General features: G+C 69.2%; 11 protein-coding genes. 5 read left to right on the forward strand and 6 right to left on the reverse strand.

The window, feature by feature from the left end; genetic code table 11:
• Positions 1-130: 130 nt before the first annotated feature.
• Together ACFYO2_RS38190 and ACFYO2_RS38195 are read right to left on the reverse strand one after the other, a co-directional pair.
• Positions 131-1,183 carry an NAD(P)H-dependent flavin oxidoreductase gene (locus ACFYO2_RS38190; RefSeq protein WP_388358885.1) on the reverse strand — a complete coding sequence of 351 codons (1,053 nt, stop codon included), beginning with the start codon at positions 1,181-1,183 and terminating at the stop codon, positions 131-133.
• A 96-nt stretch (positions 1,184-1,279) separates the two neighbouring features.
• The gene (locus ACFYO2_RS38195; protein ID WP_388358888.1) at positions 1,280-2,059 is read right to left on the reverse strand and encodes an SDR family NAD(P)-dependent oxidoreductase; all 780 of its coding nucleotides are present in this window, start codon (positions 2,057-2,059) and stop codon (positions 1,280-1,282) included.
• A 542-nt stretch (positions 2,060-2,601) separates the two neighbouring features.
• On the opposite strand from ACFYO2_RS38195, the gene ACFYO2_RS38200 reads away from it, so the two are divergent.
• The 4 genes from ACFYO2_RS38200 (at position 2,602) to ACFYO2_RS38215 (ending at position 6,884) form a co-directional block, all read left to right on the forward strand.
• Entirely contained in the window at positions 2,602-3,822 is a 1,221-nt protein-coding gene (locus tag ACFYO2_RS38200; protein WP_388358890.1) for an ABC transporter substrate-binding protein, read from the forward strand.
• Entirely contained in the window at positions 3,819-4,772 is a 954-nt protein-coding gene (locus tag ACFYO2_RS38205; RefSeq protein WP_388358893.1) for a carbohydrate ABC transporter permease, read from the forward strand. Before ACFYO2_RS38200 ends, ACFYO2_RS38205 begins: the two co-directional genes overlap by 4 nt.
• Entirely contained in the window at positions 4,772-5,605 is an 834-nt protein-coding gene (locus tag ACFYO2_RS38210; RefSeq protein ID WP_356922793.1) for a carbohydrate ABC transporter permease, read from the forward strand. Before ACFYO2_RS38205 ends, ACFYO2_RS38210 begins: the two co-directional genes overlap by 1 nt.
• Positions 5,606-5,696: 91 nt before the next feature.
• Positions 5,697-6,884 (forward strand): ABC transporter ATP-binding protein, encoded by a 1,188-nt coding sequence (locus ACFYO2_RS38215; RefSeq protein WP_388358896.1) that lies wholly within the window; start codon positions 5,697-5,699, stop codon positions 6,882-6,884.
• Positions 6,885-6,991: 107 nt separating this feature from the next.
• On the opposite strand, the gene ACFYO2_RS38220 is transcribed toward ACFYO2_RS38215, so the two are convergent.
• The 3 genes from ACFYO2_RS38220 to ACFYO2_RS38230 form a co-directional block, all read right to left on the reverse strand.
• A complete protein-coding gene (locus tag ACFYO2_RS38220) occupies positions 6,992-7,747 on the reverse strand; it encodes a leucyl/phenylalanyl-tRNA--protein transferase (protein WP_388358898.1) in 756 nt (251 codons plus the stop codon).
• 29 nt (positions 7,748-7,776) lie between these two features.
• Positions 7,777-11,064 (reverse strand): amino acid adenylation domain-containing protein, encoded by a 3,288-nt coding sequence (locus ACFYO2_RS38225; protein WP_388358901.1) that lies wholly within the window; start codon positions 11,062-11,064, stop codon positions 7,777-7,779.
• Between the two features lie 72 nt (positions 11,065-11,136).
• Positions 11,137-14,310 carry a putative bifunctional diguanylate cyclase/phosphodiesterase gene (locus ACFYO2_RS38230; protein WP_388358903.1) on the reverse strand — a complete coding sequence of 1,058 codons (3,174 nt, stop codon included), beginning with the start codon at positions 14,308-14,310 and terminating at the stop codon, positions 11,137-11,139.
• A 355-nt stretch (positions 14,311-14,665) separates the two neighbouring features.
• Between ACFYO2_RS38230 and ACFYO2_RS38235 the strand changes: the two genes are divergently transcribed.
• Entirely contained in the window at positions 14,666-15,856 is a 1,191-nt protein-coding gene (locus ACFYO2_RS38235; RefSeq protein ID WP_388358906.1) for an MFS transporter, read from the forward strand.
• Positions 15,857-16,127: 271 nt separating this feature from the next.
• Here the strand turns inward: ACFYO2_RS38235 and ACFYO2_RS38240 are convergent, their stop codons facing one another.
• Positions 16,128-16,877 (reverse strand): TetR/AcrR family transcriptional regulator, encoded by a 750-nt coding sequence (locus tag ACFYO2_RS38240; protein WP_388358908.1) that lies wholly within the window; start codon positions 16,875-16,877, stop codon positions 16,128-16,130.
• Positions 16,878-16,931: the final 54 nt, after the last annotated feature.

Here is a 16,931-nt window from a genome sequence, read left to right on the forward strand (position 1 = left end):
ATTCCCATCCAGGGGGAAACACCACTCAGCCGCCGACCGGGAACGTCGGTACTCACTCACACACGTCAGAACGCACTCGTGCTCAGCCAAACCCCAGCAGTTCCCAACCCTCATCGGCCGGGTGAGTACGTCAGTCCCGCGGGGCGATCCGCCGCAGGATGGCCTCCGCCTGTGCGGCCATCTGCTCGACGATGTGTCCCGCGGGAGCGCTCTCGTGCACCAGCTGGATGGTCTGCCCGGCCGGCATCATGCCGAAGTCCAGGTCGCCGTCCTGGTATCCCGTCTCCACGCGCGGTCCCGCGACGGCGTACTGGCCGGGGAAACCGGAGGTCTGCGCCCCGGAGGCCTCCCACTCGCTCGTCCACTTGTTGGCGAAGGCGCGCATCCGCTTGCCGCTGTAGGAGTGGGTGATCGTCGTGTCCTTGAACGTGCCGTCGAGGACCCGCTGTTTGAACGCACTGTGCCCGAAGGCCTCCGGACTCGCGATGAACCGGGTGCCCACCCAGGCGCCGGCCGCGCCCAGCGCCAGCGCCGCGGCGAGGCCCCGGCCGTCCGCGATGCCGCCCGCTGCCAGGACGGGCTGGTCCACCTCGTCGATCACGGCCGGTACGAGAGTCATGGTCGACACGTACCCGGTGTGGCCGCCCGCCTCGGTGCCCTGGGCGACGATGAAGTCGACGCCGGCGGCGCTCGCCTCACGCGCCTTGCCCACCGAGCCGACCAGAGCGAAGACCTGGATGCCCCGCTCCTTGCACTCCCGGATGAACCAGTCGGGCGTGGCGAAGGTCAGCACCACGGCCGTCGGAGCCGCGTCCAGCACGATCTGCACCTGATCGGCCACGGCGCCCGGCGTCAGCAGCGCCTCGATCCCCGACAGCTTGGTGCGCTCCTGGTCGTCGAGCGAGTCCCACAGTTCGCGCACGGGCGCCCACTGCTGCTCGTCCTCGGTGGTCAGGGCGTCCGGCAGCAGCAGATTGGCCGCGAAGGGCTTGTCCGTTCCCCTCTTGATCGTCTCGATCTGGTCCCGCAGCGTGTCCGGCATGAAGCCGGCACTCCCGAGACACCCCATGCCTCCGGCGTTGCTCACCGCCACCACCAGTTCGGCCTGGGCCACGCGCGCCATCCCCGCCGAGCAGATGGGGTGGGCGATGCCGAGAGCCTCGGTGAGTGCCGTCTGTATCACGGGTAGGACCTTTCAGCTCGATCGGTGGGCAGTGGCTGCCCGACTGCTTCTGCCCGACTGCTTCTGACGTGTACGTCCCTGGGCGCCGGAGCGGCCTCAGGTGGCGCTCCACCCGCCGTCGACGCGGATCACCTGGCCATTGACGTAGGAGGCCCCGTCGGAAGCCAGGAACAGCACTACGGAGGCCACTTCGCTCGGATCGGCGGAGCGGGCCGCGGGGATGAGGAAGTCCATGATCTCGGGCGACACCCCGATCCCACGGTTCTGGGAGGACACGAGGTCGCCCAGGAGCTCTTCCGAGGTCGCGCGCAGGTTGGTCCGGATGACTCCCGGTGCGACGACGTTCGCCGTGACGTTGTGCGGACCCACGTCGATCGCCAGGCGGCGGTGGAGACCCTCGATACCGGCCTTGGACGTGACGTAGGCGAGACCGTCGGCGGCGCCGCGCTGACCCGCGACGGAACCGATGGAGATGATCCGCCCGGACTTCTGGCCGATCATGGCCTTCGCGGCGGCACGGCAGCCGTTGAAGGTGCCGGTGAGGTTGACCGTCATGACCTTGTGCCACAGCTCCGGCGTGGTCTCGAGCACGTCGGCGTACCCGTCGAAGACGCCCGCGCTGTTGACCATGACGTCCAGCGAACCGGTGGACTCGACCACTTCGTCGACGAGCGCGCCGACACTCTCGTAACTGCTCACGTCGACGACCCGCAGGTGGAGCGACGAGGGGGAGGACAGCTCGGCCTTCGTCTCCTCCAGGCGTTCCTGGGAGATGTCACTCGCGAAGACCTCGTATCCCGCGTCGACGAAAGCGCGGGCGATACCCCGCCCGATGCCGGAGCCTGCCCCAGTGATGATGACGCTCGGTTTGTCCATGCCTGTGAGCCTAGGGATCCTCTGGCGCGGGCCTGAAGTGGAATCCTCATGACACGGCACGCGAAGTTTTGGGATATCCACCGGCGGGGGAGTCTCAGGGATCCGGGGCGATTCAGTCCGAGCGCACGGCCAGCGCCGCAAGCATCGTGAGGGCGGCCAAGCCCGCCACGACGGCCCCGCCGGCTGGCGACGCTCTCAGTCTTCCGGCCACCGCCGGATCGTCTCACCGACCCTCGCAGTCCGCACGGGTCGAACTGCCGGTGGGCGAACTGCTACGGGGCTGCCGTGGACAGCCGACGAACGCGAGACCCGTGAGTCCCATGGTGGACCGATGGGTGATTAGATGCGATATGTGCTTGATCTTGCGTTATGCGGTCTTTAGTGTTCGCCGGGAGGGAAACGCTGCGAGGTTCGAGTCCCGTGTTACTTTCCGGAAGCGAGGTGTGGAGCGCGTGCACGCGAAGTGCGGCTGCCGGCCCCTTTCGGGTCAGAGGGGACGTTCCAGAGGGACGCGATGGCTGCGGGCGTTCGCCGTACTGCCGTTGCTGGCGTCGGCGCTCGCCGCTTGTGGCAGTGACGAGGGCTCCGGTAGGACCACCCTGAACTGGTACAACTTCCCCGACGACTCCGGTGCCCTCCAGAAGGCGGCCGACCGGTGCAGCCAGGCGTCGGGCGGCCGTTACCGGATCAGCTACAACAAGCTCCCGCGTGCCGCGGACGGCCAGCGCCAGCAGCTTGTCCGCAGACTCGCCGCCGAGGACGACTCGCTCGACATCCTGGGCCTGGACGTCACCTGGGCTGCGGAGTTCGCCGAGGCGCGCTGGATCCGGGAATGGACGGGAACGGCGAAGCGGCAGGCCGTCGAGGGCACCCTGCGAGTACCGCTGCAGACGGCGACCTGGAAAGACAAGCTGTACGCCGTCCCGTACAACACCAACACCCAGCTCCTGTGGTACCGCAAGGACCTGGTGCCCACCCCACCCAGGACCTGGGCCGAAATGCAGGACATGGCCGACGCCCTCGCCCGGCAGGGCAAGCCGCACTTCGTGGAGATCCAGGGCGCCCAGTACGAGGGCCTGACCGTCTGGTTCAACACGCTGATCAACAGTGCGGGCGGCTCCATCCTCAACGCGAGCGCGACCGAGCCTTCCCTCGGTCCTCCTGCCTTGCGGGCCGCCGGGATCATGCGTGATCTGGCGAAGTCCCCGGCCGCGGACCCCTCCTTGTCCAACCAGATGGAGGACCAGAACCGCCTCGCCATGGAGTCGGGGGTAGCGGCGTTCGAGCTCAACTACCCGTTCGTCTATCCGTCGATGAAGGCGAACAACGCCAAGTTGTTCAAGAACTTCCGCTGGGCGCCGTACCCTCGGGTCGACGCGAACCGCCCGGCACGGTCCACCATCGGCGGCATCGATCTGGCTGTGAGCGCCTACTCGCGCCACCCCGACCTGGCCTTCGAGGCGGCGCTGTGCCTGCGTAACCGGGAGAACCAGCTCACCGCCGCGCTCGAGGGCGGACTGCCGCCCACGCTGCGCGGCCTGTACGACGAGCCGGCGTTCATGAAGGCGTACCCGTTCTCGCGGGAGGTGCTGGCCTCCCTGCAGGCGGCGAGTGTACGGCCGCTCACTCCGGCCTACCAGAACATCTCGATCGCGATCTCCCACACGCTGTCCCCGCCGTCAGGGATCAAGCCGGTGAGCTCGATCGAGACCATCAGGGATCAGATCGACGATGCCCTGCGATCCGAGGGTGTGATCCCGTGAGCATGCAAGCGGAACCGGCCGGAGCGCCGGTACCCCCCGAGGCGGAGCAGACACGGCGGAACAAGGCGGCGCTCTCGGTGGGCGCCCTGCAGGAGCGGCGGCTCGGCTGGCTGCTGTGCGCACCAGCCGTCGTCGTCATGCTCGCCGTGACCGCGTACCCCATCGGGTACGCCGTCTACCTGTCCCTCCAGCGGTACGACCTGCGCTTTCCGGGGCAGGCGAAGTTCGTGGGCCTGAGTAACTACGGAGCCGTGCTGACCTCCCAGTTCTGGTGGGACGCGTTCTGGGTGACGCTGTTCGTCACCGCCGTGTCCGTGGCCGTCGAACTGGTCCTCGGCATGTGCCTCGCCCTGGTCATGCACCGCACGATCTTCGCGCGCGGCGTCGTCCGCACGTCGGTCCTCATCCCGTACGGCATCGTCACCGTGGTCGCCGCCTTCTCGTGGCAGTACGCCTGGACCCCGGACCTCGGCTACCTCGCCGAACTGCTGCCCGCAGGTGACGCCCCGCTGACAGAGCAGTGGCCGGCCCTGTGGCTGATCGTCCTCGCGGAGGTGTGGAAGACGACCCCGTTCATGGCACTGCTGCTGCTCGCCGGCCTCGCCCTGGTCCCCGAGGAGACCCTGAGGGCGGCCATGGTGGACGGCGCCACCCCGTGGCAGCGCTTCACCAAGGTCATGCTGCCGCTGATGAAACCGGCCATCCTGGTGGCGCTGCTCTTCCGCACACTGGACGCCTTCCGGATCTTCGACAACATCTACGTCCTGACCGCGGGGGCCCAGGGAACCGGCTCCGTGTCGATCCTCGGGTACGACAACCTGTTCACCGCGCTGAACCTGGGCATCGGGTCGGCGATCTCGGTCCTGATCTTCATCTGCGTCGGGATCATCGCCTTCACCTTCGTCAAGCTGTTCGGCGCCGCCGCACCCGGCGCGGAGGTGAAGCGCTGATGGCCGCCGTAGGCAAGACGCACGCCGCCCGATGGACCGTCGTGAACGTCGTGGTGGTTCTGTACGCCCTGTTCCCGGTGTGGTGGATCGCCGCGCTGTCGTTCAAGGATCCCAGCACCCTCACCGACGGCGACTACATCCCGAGGGACTGGACCTGGGAGAACTACCGGGGCATCTTCGCGACCTCCGAGTTCACCCGGGCGCTGATCAACTCCATCGGCATCGCCCTCATCGCCACGGTGATCGCGGTGGCGCTGGGCACCATGGCCGCCTATGCGGTGGCCAGGCTGCGCTTCCCCGGCAAGCGGGTGCTCATCGGCATGTCGCTGCTGATCGCCATGTTCCCCCCGATCTCCCTGGTGTCACCACTGTTCAACATCGAGCGGATCATCGGGATCTTCGACACCTGGGTCGGACTGATCATCCCGTACATGACCTTCTCCCTGCCGCTCGCGATCTACACCCTGTCGGCTTTCTTCCGGGAGATCCCCTGGGATCTGGAGAAGGCCGCCAAAGTCGACGGGGCGACGCCCGCGCAGGCATTCCGGATGGTCATCGTGCCGCTGGCCGCGCCGGGCGTGTTCACCACGGCCATTCTCGTGTTCATCTTCTGCTGGAACGACTTCCTGTTCGCGATCTCGCTGACTTCCACCGAGTCCGCGCGCACGGTGCCGGCCGCGATCGCGTTCTTCACCGGGAGCTCCCAGTTCCAGCAGCCCACAGGGTCGATCGCCGCCGCCGCTGTGGTCATCACCATCCCGATCATCGTTTTCGTCCTGTTCTTCCAGCGGCGGATCGTCGCCGGACTGACCTCCGGGGCAGTCAAGGGGTGAACGGGCCGACCGCGGCAGACAGGCCACCGGTCCGAGAACACCGACCGCGGTGTTCGGACCCGGAAGGCATGAAGGCAAGGAGGCACCATCCATGGCCGAGATCATCCTTGAGGGAGTCACCAAGCGCTTTCCCGACGGGGCCCTCGCCGTGAAGGACGTGGACCTCGAGATCGCCGACGGCGAGTTCGTGATCCTTGTCGGTCCGTCGGGATGCGGCAAGTCCACCACCCTGAACATGATCGCCGGACTTGAGGACATCACCGAGGGCACGCTGCGCATCGGAGACCGCGTCGTCAACGACCTCGCGCCCAAGGAACGCGACGTCGCCATGGTGTTCCAGAGCTATGCCCTGTACCCGCACATGAGCGTCGGGGAGAACATGGGCTTTCCGCTGCGCCTGGCCAAGGTGGACAAGGCCACCATCGACGCCAAGGTGGCGGAAGCCGCCCGGATCCTCGACCTGACCGAGCACCTGGACCGCAAGCCCGCCAACCTCTCGGGCGGCCAGCGCCAGCGGGTGGCCATGGGGCGGGCGATCGTCCGTGATCCCAAGGCGTTCTTGATGGACGAGCCGCTGTCCAACCTGGACGCCAAACTCCGGGTACAGATGCGCACCCAGATCTCCCGGCTGCAGCGGCGCCTCGCCACGACCACCGTGTACGTCACCCACGACCAGACCGAGGCGATGACGCTCGGCGACCGGGTCGTGGTCATGAGGCAGGGCCTGGTCCAGCAGATCGGCACACCCGCCGAGCTGTATGACCGCCCGCGCAACATCTTCGTCGCGGGTTTCATCGGGTCCCCGGCGATGAACTTCCTGAACGCCACCCTGGAGGACGGTGTCCTGCGCTCGCCCGTGGGAGACCTTCCCCTCGACGACCGTACGAGGCAGGCACTGGAACGGCAGAACGCCCCCCGCGAGGTCATCCTCGGGCTTCGGCCGGAGGCATTCGAGGACGTGGCCCTGGCGCACGACCGTGACCGAAGGGGCGCGGTCTTCACCACCACCGTGGAGGTACTGGAGTCGCTGGGCTCCGATGTGTATGTCTACTTCATCGCGGAGGGCGGTCCCGCGACGAGCGCCGAACTGGAGGAGCTGGCCACGGACTCGGGCATGCGCGACACCGGCGCCGACGCCAGTCACCTCGTGGCCCGCCTGGACGCCGCCACGCGTGCCCGCGAGGGGGAACCCGTGGAGCTGCAGGTCGACATGGCCAAGGCCCACGTGTTCAACCCGGGGACCGGAGCGAACCTTACGCATCCAGTGAGGGCGGACTGACGATGCACCACGGAATCTCAGGTCGCTTCCAGTCTTGGTGCAGGTTCGCGCACCTCGGGTTCGCGCACCTCGACACGGTACGGAGGCAAACAGCGTGAAGCACGCGGTCAGCGCGACCCCGTCGGCTGGGCGAGGCGGCCGGCGGGCAGCGTGGCAGTGGGCATCGGCAGGCTGTCGCGCACGGTGCGGCGGAGCTGCCGCACGTACTGCTCTCGCGGGATGAGAATGGCGCCCAGGCTACGGACGTGCGGGCTGTCCCGCTGCGCGTCGAGCAGCACGCCGCCGGCCTGCGCGAAGCGCGCCGCGAGGTCGGTCACCGCGACCTTCGAGGCGCCGGGACGGCGGAAGAACATCGAGTCCATGCTGAAGACCGATCCGATCCGGAGGCCGAAGGCGCCACCGACCAGATCGCCGTCCTCCCACACCTCGACGCTGTGGGCATGCCCCAGCTGGTGCAGGCGGACCAAGCTTGCGATCAGCTCTTCGGTGAGCCACAGGGGGGCGCGGCCGGCACTGCATTCGAGCACGACCCGCTCGAAGAGCCGGTCCAGGCTGGTCGACCACTGCAGCCGGTTGCGCAGCCGCCGGGCCAGGCTTCGGCTGAGGTGCGTGGCCGACACGGGCAGCACCGGCCTGGGATCGGGCGACCACCATGAGACGGCGTAGGGGTCGGCCGATTCCTCCCCCAAGAGCCGGATGCGGCCCTCCTGGACCTGATCGGCGAAGACCACCTCGTTGAGAGCGCGGGTGTACTCGTCCGACGCGGGGAACGGATAGGCCCCGGCGCGGTAGGCCGCAAGGAGGCTGTCGGGACTGAGGTCGGCGCAGAAGGCCACCGGTCCGTCAGGGGCCGCCTCCAGCACGTCCAGTGCTCCCCAGCAAGGGCATCGGCTCACCACCGTGCCGCTCCGCGCTCTCCGCTCGTCACCGGCCGGTCCTCGTCGGCCTGTTGGAGGACGTCGATGTAGCGGTCCATCATCTCCGCGTCCACCGGCGGAATCTCGATCCCGGCGTCCGTCAGCGCCCGTTCCGCGTTGGTGCGGGTGAACTCCGGGAAAACACCCTGGAAGTACATCTCGCTCACGGTCATGTCGGCGGCGCCGTCGCACCGGTCGACGAAGAGCGGGACGAACGCGGTCATCGGGTCGGTGGGGTGCCCGGCCGCGTACTTCACCAAAGCGGCGATCCACTCGGTGTAGCGGATCTCCTTGACCGGGTAACCCCGCTCGCGCAGGCGCTCGGCGAGCGAACGCAGCAGAGTGGTGCGGGGGTTGGTGAGATGGTAGACCTCGCCGCGAGCGGGCCGGCGGGTGGAGATGTGGCCGATCGCGCGCACGAGGCAGTCGGCCGGCAGGAAGTCCAGCGGCAGCCGGACGTCAGGGCACAGCCCGGTCCGCGCGATGAAGCCGATGAGGGCGGACGTCTCGCTGCTGGGGTTCATCACCCCGGTTCCGCTGTTGCCCGTGATGTCCATCATGCGGTAGACGGCGACCGGCAGGCCCGCGTCGGACGCCTTCTTCAGCAGCGCCTCGGCGACCCACTTGGTCTCCACGTATCCCACCGACAGATACTCCGGGAAGCTCAGCGGTGTGCTCTCGGTCACCTCGCGCACCCCGGCCGGCCCGAATCCGGCGAGCACCGCCATGCTGGATGTGAAGTGGACGGGAACGGCCCTGCCGGCGGCGAGGCGGATGATCTCGTATGTGCCGTCGACGTTGGCCGCGCGCAACTCGTGGTACGGGTAGATGAAGTTGACCTGGCCGCCGAAATGGTAGACGGCGTCGATGGTCGATGCCAGCTCCTCGAACCGGCCGGGGGACAGCCCCAGTCCGGGCTTGCCGAGGTCACCGACGACCGGCTGGACGCGTGCGTCGGTCAGATCGCTGTGGAGGTACCGCTGGTGGCCGGCGCGGATCCGCTCCATGCCCTGCTGCTCGTCACGGGCGCGGACCAGGCAGAGGATCCGCCCCGTCGTCCTGCGCAGCAGCTCGTCGATCATGTGCGAGCCGCAGAACCCCGTCGCCCCGGTGAGGAGGACGTCGCCGGGGTGCCGGGGGTCCGGAGCCGGCGAACCACCGCCCACCGCCGGAATGCTCCGATCGGTCTCGGCGGCGAAGTCGACGCTCCCTCCGTCCGGTTGGGCCAGTGTGCCGGCCCGTGCCTGGCGTACGGACTCGGCGAACGCGGCGAGTGTCGGATGCCGCAGCAGTGAACGGGTCAGGTCGCGGATCTGGCTGACGCCGATGCCGAATATGACGCGGGTCCGGGCGAGCATCTCCATGGCCAGCAGCGAGTTGCCGCCCAGTTCGAAGAAGTCGTCGTACGGACGGACGTACTCCACGCCCAGGATCTGGCTCCACAACTGCGCCATCCCCTGCGCCACCGGACGGTCGTCGGCGTCGGTCGTCGGCGCCGTGGTCCCGGGTTGCGGCACGGCCCTGCGGTCGAGCTTTCCGCTGGGCGCGACGGGCAGTCGTTCCACCGCGTGGAAGGCTGCCGGGATCATGTAACCCGGCAGGACATCGGTGAGTTCCGACCGCAGCCGGGTGCGCAGCGCCGCCTCGCCGCCGGACGGCGGCGAGGCAGGCGTGTAGTAGGCGATGAGGTCCCGGTCGCCGTTGTCGCGCGTCCGCGCCACCACCATCGCCTGGGCAACCTCCGGGCGGGAGACGAGCGCGGCCTCGACCTCGGCCGGGTCGACCCGGAACCCGCGGATCTTGATCTGGTCGTCGACCCGGCCCAGGACTTCCAGGTTGCCGTCCGAGCGCCGGCGGCCCAGATCCCCGGTGCGATACATCCTGTTCCCCGGTGTGGAGCCGTGCGGGTCGGGCAGGAGCTGCTGGGCGGTCAGGGCGGGGTGCCGCCAGACACCGCGCGCCACCCCCGGGCCGCCGATGTAGATCTCGCCGCGCTCGCCCTGCCGCGCCGGGCGCAGTTCGGCGTCGAGTACGTGGACGTGGGTTCCCTCCAAGGGCCTGCCGACCGGGGCGACGGCGCTGTCCGGCGTGGCGAGCACTTCCTCGTTCAGGTCACAGAGCGTGGAAGTGATGGTGGTCTCGGTGAGCCCGTAGGCGTTGACGAGCCGCGCGCCGGGGATCCGGCGCAAAATGGCGCGGCAGTCCTTCGCGGTGACGATCTCCCCGCCGACGATGGCGAGCCTGAGCGACGCGAGGCTGTCGCCGCGGTCCGCGACGGAGACGATGCGCTGCCAGTAGGCGAGGGTCAGATCGGCGACGGTGATCCGGTGCTCCGGGAGGCGGCGCAGCAGGTCGGAGGGTGCCCACGTCGGTGTTCCCGAGAGGACCAGCGTCGCGCCGCTGATCAGCGTGGCGAAGATCTGCTCCAGTGAGGTGTCGAAGCCGAGCGCCGCGGCGTGCAGCACCCGGTCGGCGGGCGTCAGTTCGTATGCCCGGGCCACCGCGGTGAGGGAGTGGGCCAGCGAACGGTGGGTGATCATCACACCCTTGGGTGGTCCGGTGGACCCGGAGGTGTAGATCACGTAGGCGAGGTCGTCCGGCCTGGGGTCGCCTGCCGGACGCGGCCCTTCCGGCGGCGCCTGCGTGGCCGGTTCCCCGGCGATCTGGGGATGGACGATCCGCGCCTGGCATCCGGCGAAGATCGGGGCGTGCTCGCGGCTCGAGACGATGAGGCGTGAACCGGTCTCCGTGACCAGTGCGACCATCCGTTGCGGCGGAGTCGCCGGGTCGAGGGGCAGGAACGCGCCGCCGGAGTTCAGCACCGCCAGCAGCGTGACGATCAGCTCGGGCACGCGGTCGAGGCACACGGTGACGACGGACTCGGCGCCGACGCCCGCCTCCCGCAGCTCGTGGGCAAGCCGGTCGGCGCGGCTGGTCAGCTCGGCGTAACTGAGCCGGCCCTCGTCCGAGAGCACCGCGAGAGCGGACGGCTGACGCCGCGCCCGCTCCCGGACCAGCTCCGGCACGGTCCGCGGTCCGGACCCCGGATGCCGCCGCTCGGCACGGGCGCTGGCGGGCCGCATGTCGGTCCACAGGCGGTCGACCAGGCTCCGGCACGACGCGGCGGACGCCGGCCCGCCGATCCCCAGCCACCCGGCCGGAATCCGGCGATCGGCGGGCCAGATCGCGTACTGCTCCTCGTCGTTGCGCAGGACGACGCACAGCGCAGCCGGCTCCGCCGGCGGGTGATCATGTTCCGTCACCTTGGGTCTCCTGCCTCGCGCAGCGTCCTGCGGGGGCACGACCTGTGCCCCCGCAGGAGAGAGCCGCCGCTGTCACCGCTGTTCTTCCGCGGGCGCCTCGGGCAATCCGGCCAGGTGGCCGAGCGGCGGCGCGAGGACGAGATGCTCGGCCTCCTCGGCGCTGACCGGCTCCGCGAAGAGGTATCCCTGGCCCAACCGGCAGCCCATGGAGATCAGCAACTCCTGCTGCCGCACGTTCTCCACCCCTTCCGCGATCACCGTGAGACCGAGTGTGTCCGCGAGATGAGTGATGCCTTCGACCAAGGCGTACTGCTCGGGCGAGCGCCCGAGTTCGTCGACGAACGACTTGTCGATCTTGAGTATCGAGATCGGGAACTCACGCAGATAGCTGAGCGACGAGTAGCCGGTTCCGAAGTCGTCAATCGCGAAGCGGATCCCGAGGTCGGTGAGCGAACTCATTTCGTTCAGGATACGTTCGTCGTTGTACATCAGCACACTCTCGGTCAGTTCCAGGACGAGAGACGACGGTTCGATGCCGGAGAGATCCAGGGCGCGCCGGACCACGTTGTAGAACTCCTCGTCCCGGAACTGACGCGGCGACACATTCACGCTCACGTAAGGGGTGTTGCGGTCGGCTGTCCCGTCGCGCCGTACGGAGCCCCGCCATCGGACAGCTTCGGCCGCGGCCTGGTCGAGAACCCAGGCGCCGAGCGGGACGATCTGCCCGCTCTCCTCGGCCAGCGTGATGAACTGCTCCGGCATCACCATGCCGCGCGTGGAGTGGGGCCAGCGAACCAGCGCCTCGAAGCCTGCGATCTGCCCGCCGGCCAGCTCCACGATGGGCTGGTACAGCACCAGGAAAGACGTCTCGATCGGCGAACTGTCCAAGCCTTCCTGCAATTTGGCACGCTCGGCCATGCCGCTCTGCAGATCCGGGTGGTAGCGGCGCCACTGGCGCTTGCCCGCCGTCTTCGCCGAGTACAGCGCGAGATCGGCGTGTGTCAGCAGTTCGACCGAGTCGATGCTGTCCTCCGTCGTCGCGACGCCGATGCTGGCGTAGGTGCTCACCGGCCCCACACTCAGCCGGAACGACTCGGCGAACACCGTCATCACGTGTTCTGTGAACCGCTCCACGCCCTCCGGCGAAACGGAGCCCTCCACCAACATCGCGAACTCGTCGCCGCCGATGCGAGCGGCGGTGTCGGAGGCTCGGACGGTGGTCTGCAGCCGGAGTGACAGCGCGACCAGGAGTTCGTCGCCCACGCCGTGGCCGTGTATGTCGTTGATGACCTTGAAGTCGTCCACGTCGAGGAAGAGCACGCCGACCACCGTGCCGTCGCGCTGAGCCTGCACCAGTGCGTGGCTGACCCGGTCCTGGAAGAGCACGCGATTGGCCAGGCCGGTGAGCGAGTCGTGGAACGCCTGGTGGGTGAGTTCGCGTTCGAGCTTGCGCTGTTCGGTGACGTCCTGCAGGGTGAGCACCACCCCACCGACGGTCGCCTCCTGGCGCAGGTCGCTCCACCTCACCTCGACCTCGATGGTCGACCGGTCGGCGCGGACCATGCGCCAGTGCTCGCGCCTGCTTTGGAACTCGTGACTGCGTATCCGGCCGAGTGTCTCGACCACCGCGCGGCTGTCCTGCGGCGGCACCAGATCGATGAGGTGGGTGCCCTCCAGGTCCGGAACGCCGAGCACCTGGTCGGCGGAGGGGCTGGCGTAACGGACCCGGTCGTCGTCGTCGAGGATCAGGATGACGTCGGAGGCGTTCTGCACCAGCGTGCGGAAATACGCCTCGCTGTTGCGCTGGTTGACCTCCTGGGCGAGGGCGACCCGCGCGACGGCAAGTGCCGTCTGTGCGGCGAGAGTCGCCAGCGTGTCGCGGAGCACGAGCAGGTCTCGCTCGTTCCCGGCCACGATCAGCGCCCCGATCAGCGGATCGCCCGAGGGGTGATCCTGCGAGGTGAGCGGGCAGATCAGCGCGTGGTCGGCGCGGGTCGGCTCCTTGCCCGGGCCCGTGAGGTGGGCGGCGAGATCGGACCCCACGCCGTCGAGGGCCATCAGGCGGTTCTCGCCGGACGCGGTCAGTACCTGTACGGCTGTGATCACCCGCGCAAACGCGGGCCCGCGTCCCGCGCCGTGCGCCCCGTTCACCCAGAGCGTTTTGTCCGGCACGGTGAGCAGCAGGGAACGCGGCGCGCCGTGCGACACCAGCCCCATCACCGCGGGGTGGACGGCGGCGGCCACATCCCGCAGATCGCTCGCTTCGCCCAGCGACGACACGGCGATGCGCAGCACCTTCTCCCGGCCGACCGCCTGCCGGTGGGTCGCCGCCACGCCCGCCAGGCGGTACAGCACGAGGAGGAAGAGCACAGCGGAGAACGCTCCGATCACGCCGACGTTGGACCTCACGCCGCGCACCGCCTCCATCAGGAGGATGGCCGGCGCGATCAGCGACGCCAGGGTGAGCAGGCTCAGTCTGCCCCTGCCGGTGTCGGTGAGTGTTGGCACCGGCTGGGTCAGCGACCGCATGGACGGATCGAGCGCGGCGGCCGCCCAGGCGCCGTACAGGACGGCCCAGCCGAGGTCGACCACGGTGCCCGTGCGCCACGTCCCGTGCAGTTGGATCAGGCCGTAAGCCACATCGGCGGTGAGCAGGCCGACAGTGCCTGTGGTGAGCAGCATGAGTGAGCGGCTCTTCCCGCCACGGCCGGCGAGCAGACGCAGGAGCATCGCCAGGACGAGGATGTCGCCGAGCGGATAGGCGATGGAGAACGCTTTCTGCACCCACGTGAGACCCACGGCGCGGGCGTACGGGTCGATGAGGAAGAGCCACGACAGGAGTGCCAGGCCGACTGTCAGCGTCAGCGCGTCGACGAGGCTCGCGCGGTCGCGCCGGCCCGTGCGCCAGTGGCCGAAGCCCAGCAGCCCGGCCGCATAGAGCGGATATGCCGCGAGATAGAAGCCGTCAGCGATGGACGGAAACGTCGGCTCGTGAAACTGAATGAGGATGATCTGGGCGAGCTGGCCCGCGGCGAAAGCGAAGTTTCCCGCGGCGAGCATCAGCCAGGGCAGTCGATGAGCCGGATGGTTGAGAAATACACCAAGGAGAATACCGATGACGCCGGTCACTCCAATGCCGACGAAGATCAGCCGCTGTTCCGGAAAGGTGTAGTAGGACACGGTCAGCATGATGATGCATGTGCTGACGGCGGCCATTACGGCCTGGCTGCGCAGTCGGGCGTTCATCCCAACTAACCTCCTGGGAAGGCTACTTGTCGGACTGACCGAGTCGGGCGAACGGCACCGAGCGACGGCGCAGAAACCCGTGGGATCGGGCTGACGAAGGAGAATTCTCCTGAGGCCGGGACTCGGCCTGGTCGTATGTGAACGCGGTTGCCGGTATACACGGTCGCCGGTATACGGGCTCCTTCTCGCCGAGGCATCGACTGTCTCTCGTCCAGCTTACTCGGCTCGCCATATCCCGCACGCGCACGGCGAGATGCGGCGTCGCTTCGCGGGATACCACGCGATGCGTGAAAATGGGGGACGCGGAAACCCGGGTCGCCCAGCGAGATAGGCTCCTGAGGAGCGTGGAGTCCCCGTGCTCTCCGATTACCGCCGGATCTTCTCTCCTGCCGGCAGTCTGCTCTTCTCCACGGCAGGCTTCATTTCACGTCTTCCGCTGTCGATGATCGGCGTCGGCATCGTCACCATGCTGTCGCAGCTCGGCGGTGAGTACTCGCTCGCCGGTTCGGTCTCCGCCACGCAGGCACTCGCCGCCGCGGCGATCGGACCGCAGATCTCCCGGCTGGTCGATCGTCGGGGCCAGCGCCGGGTCGTCCTCCCGGTGACCGCCGTGGCGGTCGCCGCCCTCTGCGCCATGGTGCTGTGCGCCCGGTACGCCGCCCCGGACTGGACGCTGTACGTCACCGCGGTGGCAGCCGGCTGCATGCCCAGCATGGGCGCGCTCGTCAGGTCGCGTTGGGCGGAGATCCACTCGGAGTCACCGCAGTTGCTGCACGCCGCGTACGCGCTGGAGTCGGTACTCGACGAGGTGATCTTCGTCATCGGCCCGGCCCTGGCGATCACGTTGTCGACCGCGGCCGGCGCCGAGGCCGGACCGCTGGCGGTCGCGGTCCTGCTCGCCGTCGGCGTTGTGCTGTTCGCCGCCCAGCGGCGTACGGAACCGCCGGTGCGACCCGAGCCGCAACGCGGCGGGCGCTGCGCGCTGCGCATCCCGGGACTCGGCCCGCTGGTGCTGACAACGACGTCGGTGGGAGTCGTCTACGGCTCGGTGGAGGTCACGACGGTGGCATTCGCCGGCGCACACCACCACAAGGCGCTCTCCGGCCTGCTGCTGGCCGTGTACGCGCTCGGCTCGGGCCTGGCCGGCGCGGTCTTCGGCGCGATCAGACCTCGCAGGGCCATCACGCGTCGGTTGCTGGCCGGCGCCTGCGCGATGGCGGTGTTCACGGCACCGCTGTTGTTCGCGCGGAGTCTCGCGGTGCTGGCGGGGATGCTCTTCGTGGCGGGCCTGTCCATCGCGCCGACTCTGATCACCACGATGGGGCTGGTGGGCGACCTGGCGCCGGCCGCCCAGCTCACCGAGAGCATCACATGGATCGTCTCAGGCCTCTCCATCGGGGTGGCGCTGGGGTACGCCACGTCCGGGTGGGTGGTCGACTCGGCGGGCGCCTCGGCGGGCTACCGGGTGCCGTGTGCGGCGGCCCTGCTCGCCGCCGGGACGGTCTGCCTCGCCCTGCCACGGCTGGCCCGCGCAGGCGCGCGGTGAGCGCGGCCGTGCCCCGCCGCGGGTGGTGAAGCGCCGGGGGCAGCCGAAGGCACGCGCCGATCCGGAGCGGGGGCCGACGCCGACGACGGCCCTGGCAGTGCCGGTGCGCAGAACTCGTCGACCCGGGACGCCGGGTGCGCCGGTGGCGAGAACCCTCACCGCCAGTCGGCCGTGGGAGGGTGTTCCGGGTGGCTCGAACTCATGCTCGGTCGGTGGCTGCGGTGGCTGCGGTGGCCGCGGTGGCCGGCAAGGGGTCTCGGTTTGTGACCTCTCACTTTCCTTCGGCGAAGCGGTCGAGCAGTGCGTCCAGTCCGGCCGCCAGGCCTTCCGGTCCGCCCTGGTCGGCGAGTGCGGGGGCGGTTTGCCGGAGTATGGGCAGCTCCTGGGGCGGCATGCGGTGCAGTCCGAGACGGAAGGCGGGGTCCGGCTCGTCGGCGTTGTCCACCATGGGCCGCAGCTCCGCGGACACGTAGCCGAGCAGCCACGCGGTGAAGGCGCGGAACACGGCGGCGGCGCGCGCCTCGTCCAGGCCGGCTTCCCGGAGCAGGGCGAGCACTCTCTCGTGGTCCTTCAGGACGGCGAGGGGGCGCTGGGCGAGCGGGACCGCAAGCATGCGCGTGGTGAGCAGCGGGACGGCCCGGGGGTGGGCCAGGCAGACGTCGTACGTCGCCCTCGCGATGCGGTGGAGCCCGCTGCGCCAGGCGGGCTCCTCGACGCTCGGGCCCGGCTCGGCGGCCAGTCGTTCCTCCAGCTTGAGGTACAGAGCCTCCACCAGGCCGTCCAGGAGGGCGTCCTTGCCCTCCGCGTACCGGTAGAGCGCCATCGCCTCCACCCCGAGCTCGGCGCCCAGCCTGCGCATGCTCAGCGCCGAGAGGCCCTCCCGGTCCACCAGTTCGAGGGCGCTGGCCAGCACGCGTTCCCGGCTCAGCCGTCCGTAGCGGCCGCGGTCGCTGGCGCGACGCGCCGGCCCCGGCGCCGGATCGGCGGCCTTCCTCCGTGACTCGCCCCGCTCCTTGGCCATGTCTCGCCTCCAGACGCTCCGCCGTGCTGTTGTCTCGCTCGGGTTGACTCTATG

It is taken from the genome of Streptomyces sp. NPDC006602, assembly GCF_042870385.1.
In the GTDB taxonomy this organism is placed as follows: domain Bacteria; phylum Actinomycetota; class Actinomycetes; order Streptomycetales; family Streptomycetaceae; genus Streptomyces.

What these genes read in the sequence shown, in the direction of transcription:
- ACFYO2_RS38195 (WP_388358888.1), bottom strand. Translation starts at nt 2,059, where the DNA reads ATGGACAAACCGAGCGTCATCATCACTGGGGCAGGCTCCGGCATCGGG.
- ACFYO2_RS38210 (WP_356922793.1), top strand. Translation starts at nt 4,772, where the DNA reads ATGGCCGCCGTAGGCAAGACGCACGCCGCCCGATGGACCGTCGTGAAC.
- ACFYO2_RS38215 (WP_388358896.1), top strand. Translation starts at nt 5,697, where the DNA reads ATGGCCGAGATCATCCTTGAGGGAGTCACCAAGCGCTTTCCCGACGGG.
- ACFYO2_RS38230 (WP_388358903.1), bottom strand. Translation starts at nt 14,310, where the DNA reads ATGAACGCCCGACTGCGCAGCCAGGCCGTAATGGCCGCCGTCAGCACA.
- ACFYO2_RS38240 (WP_388358908.1), bottom strand. Translation starts at nt 16,877, where the DNA reads ATGGCCAAGGAGCGGGGCGAGTCACGGAGGAAGGCCGCCGATCCGGCG.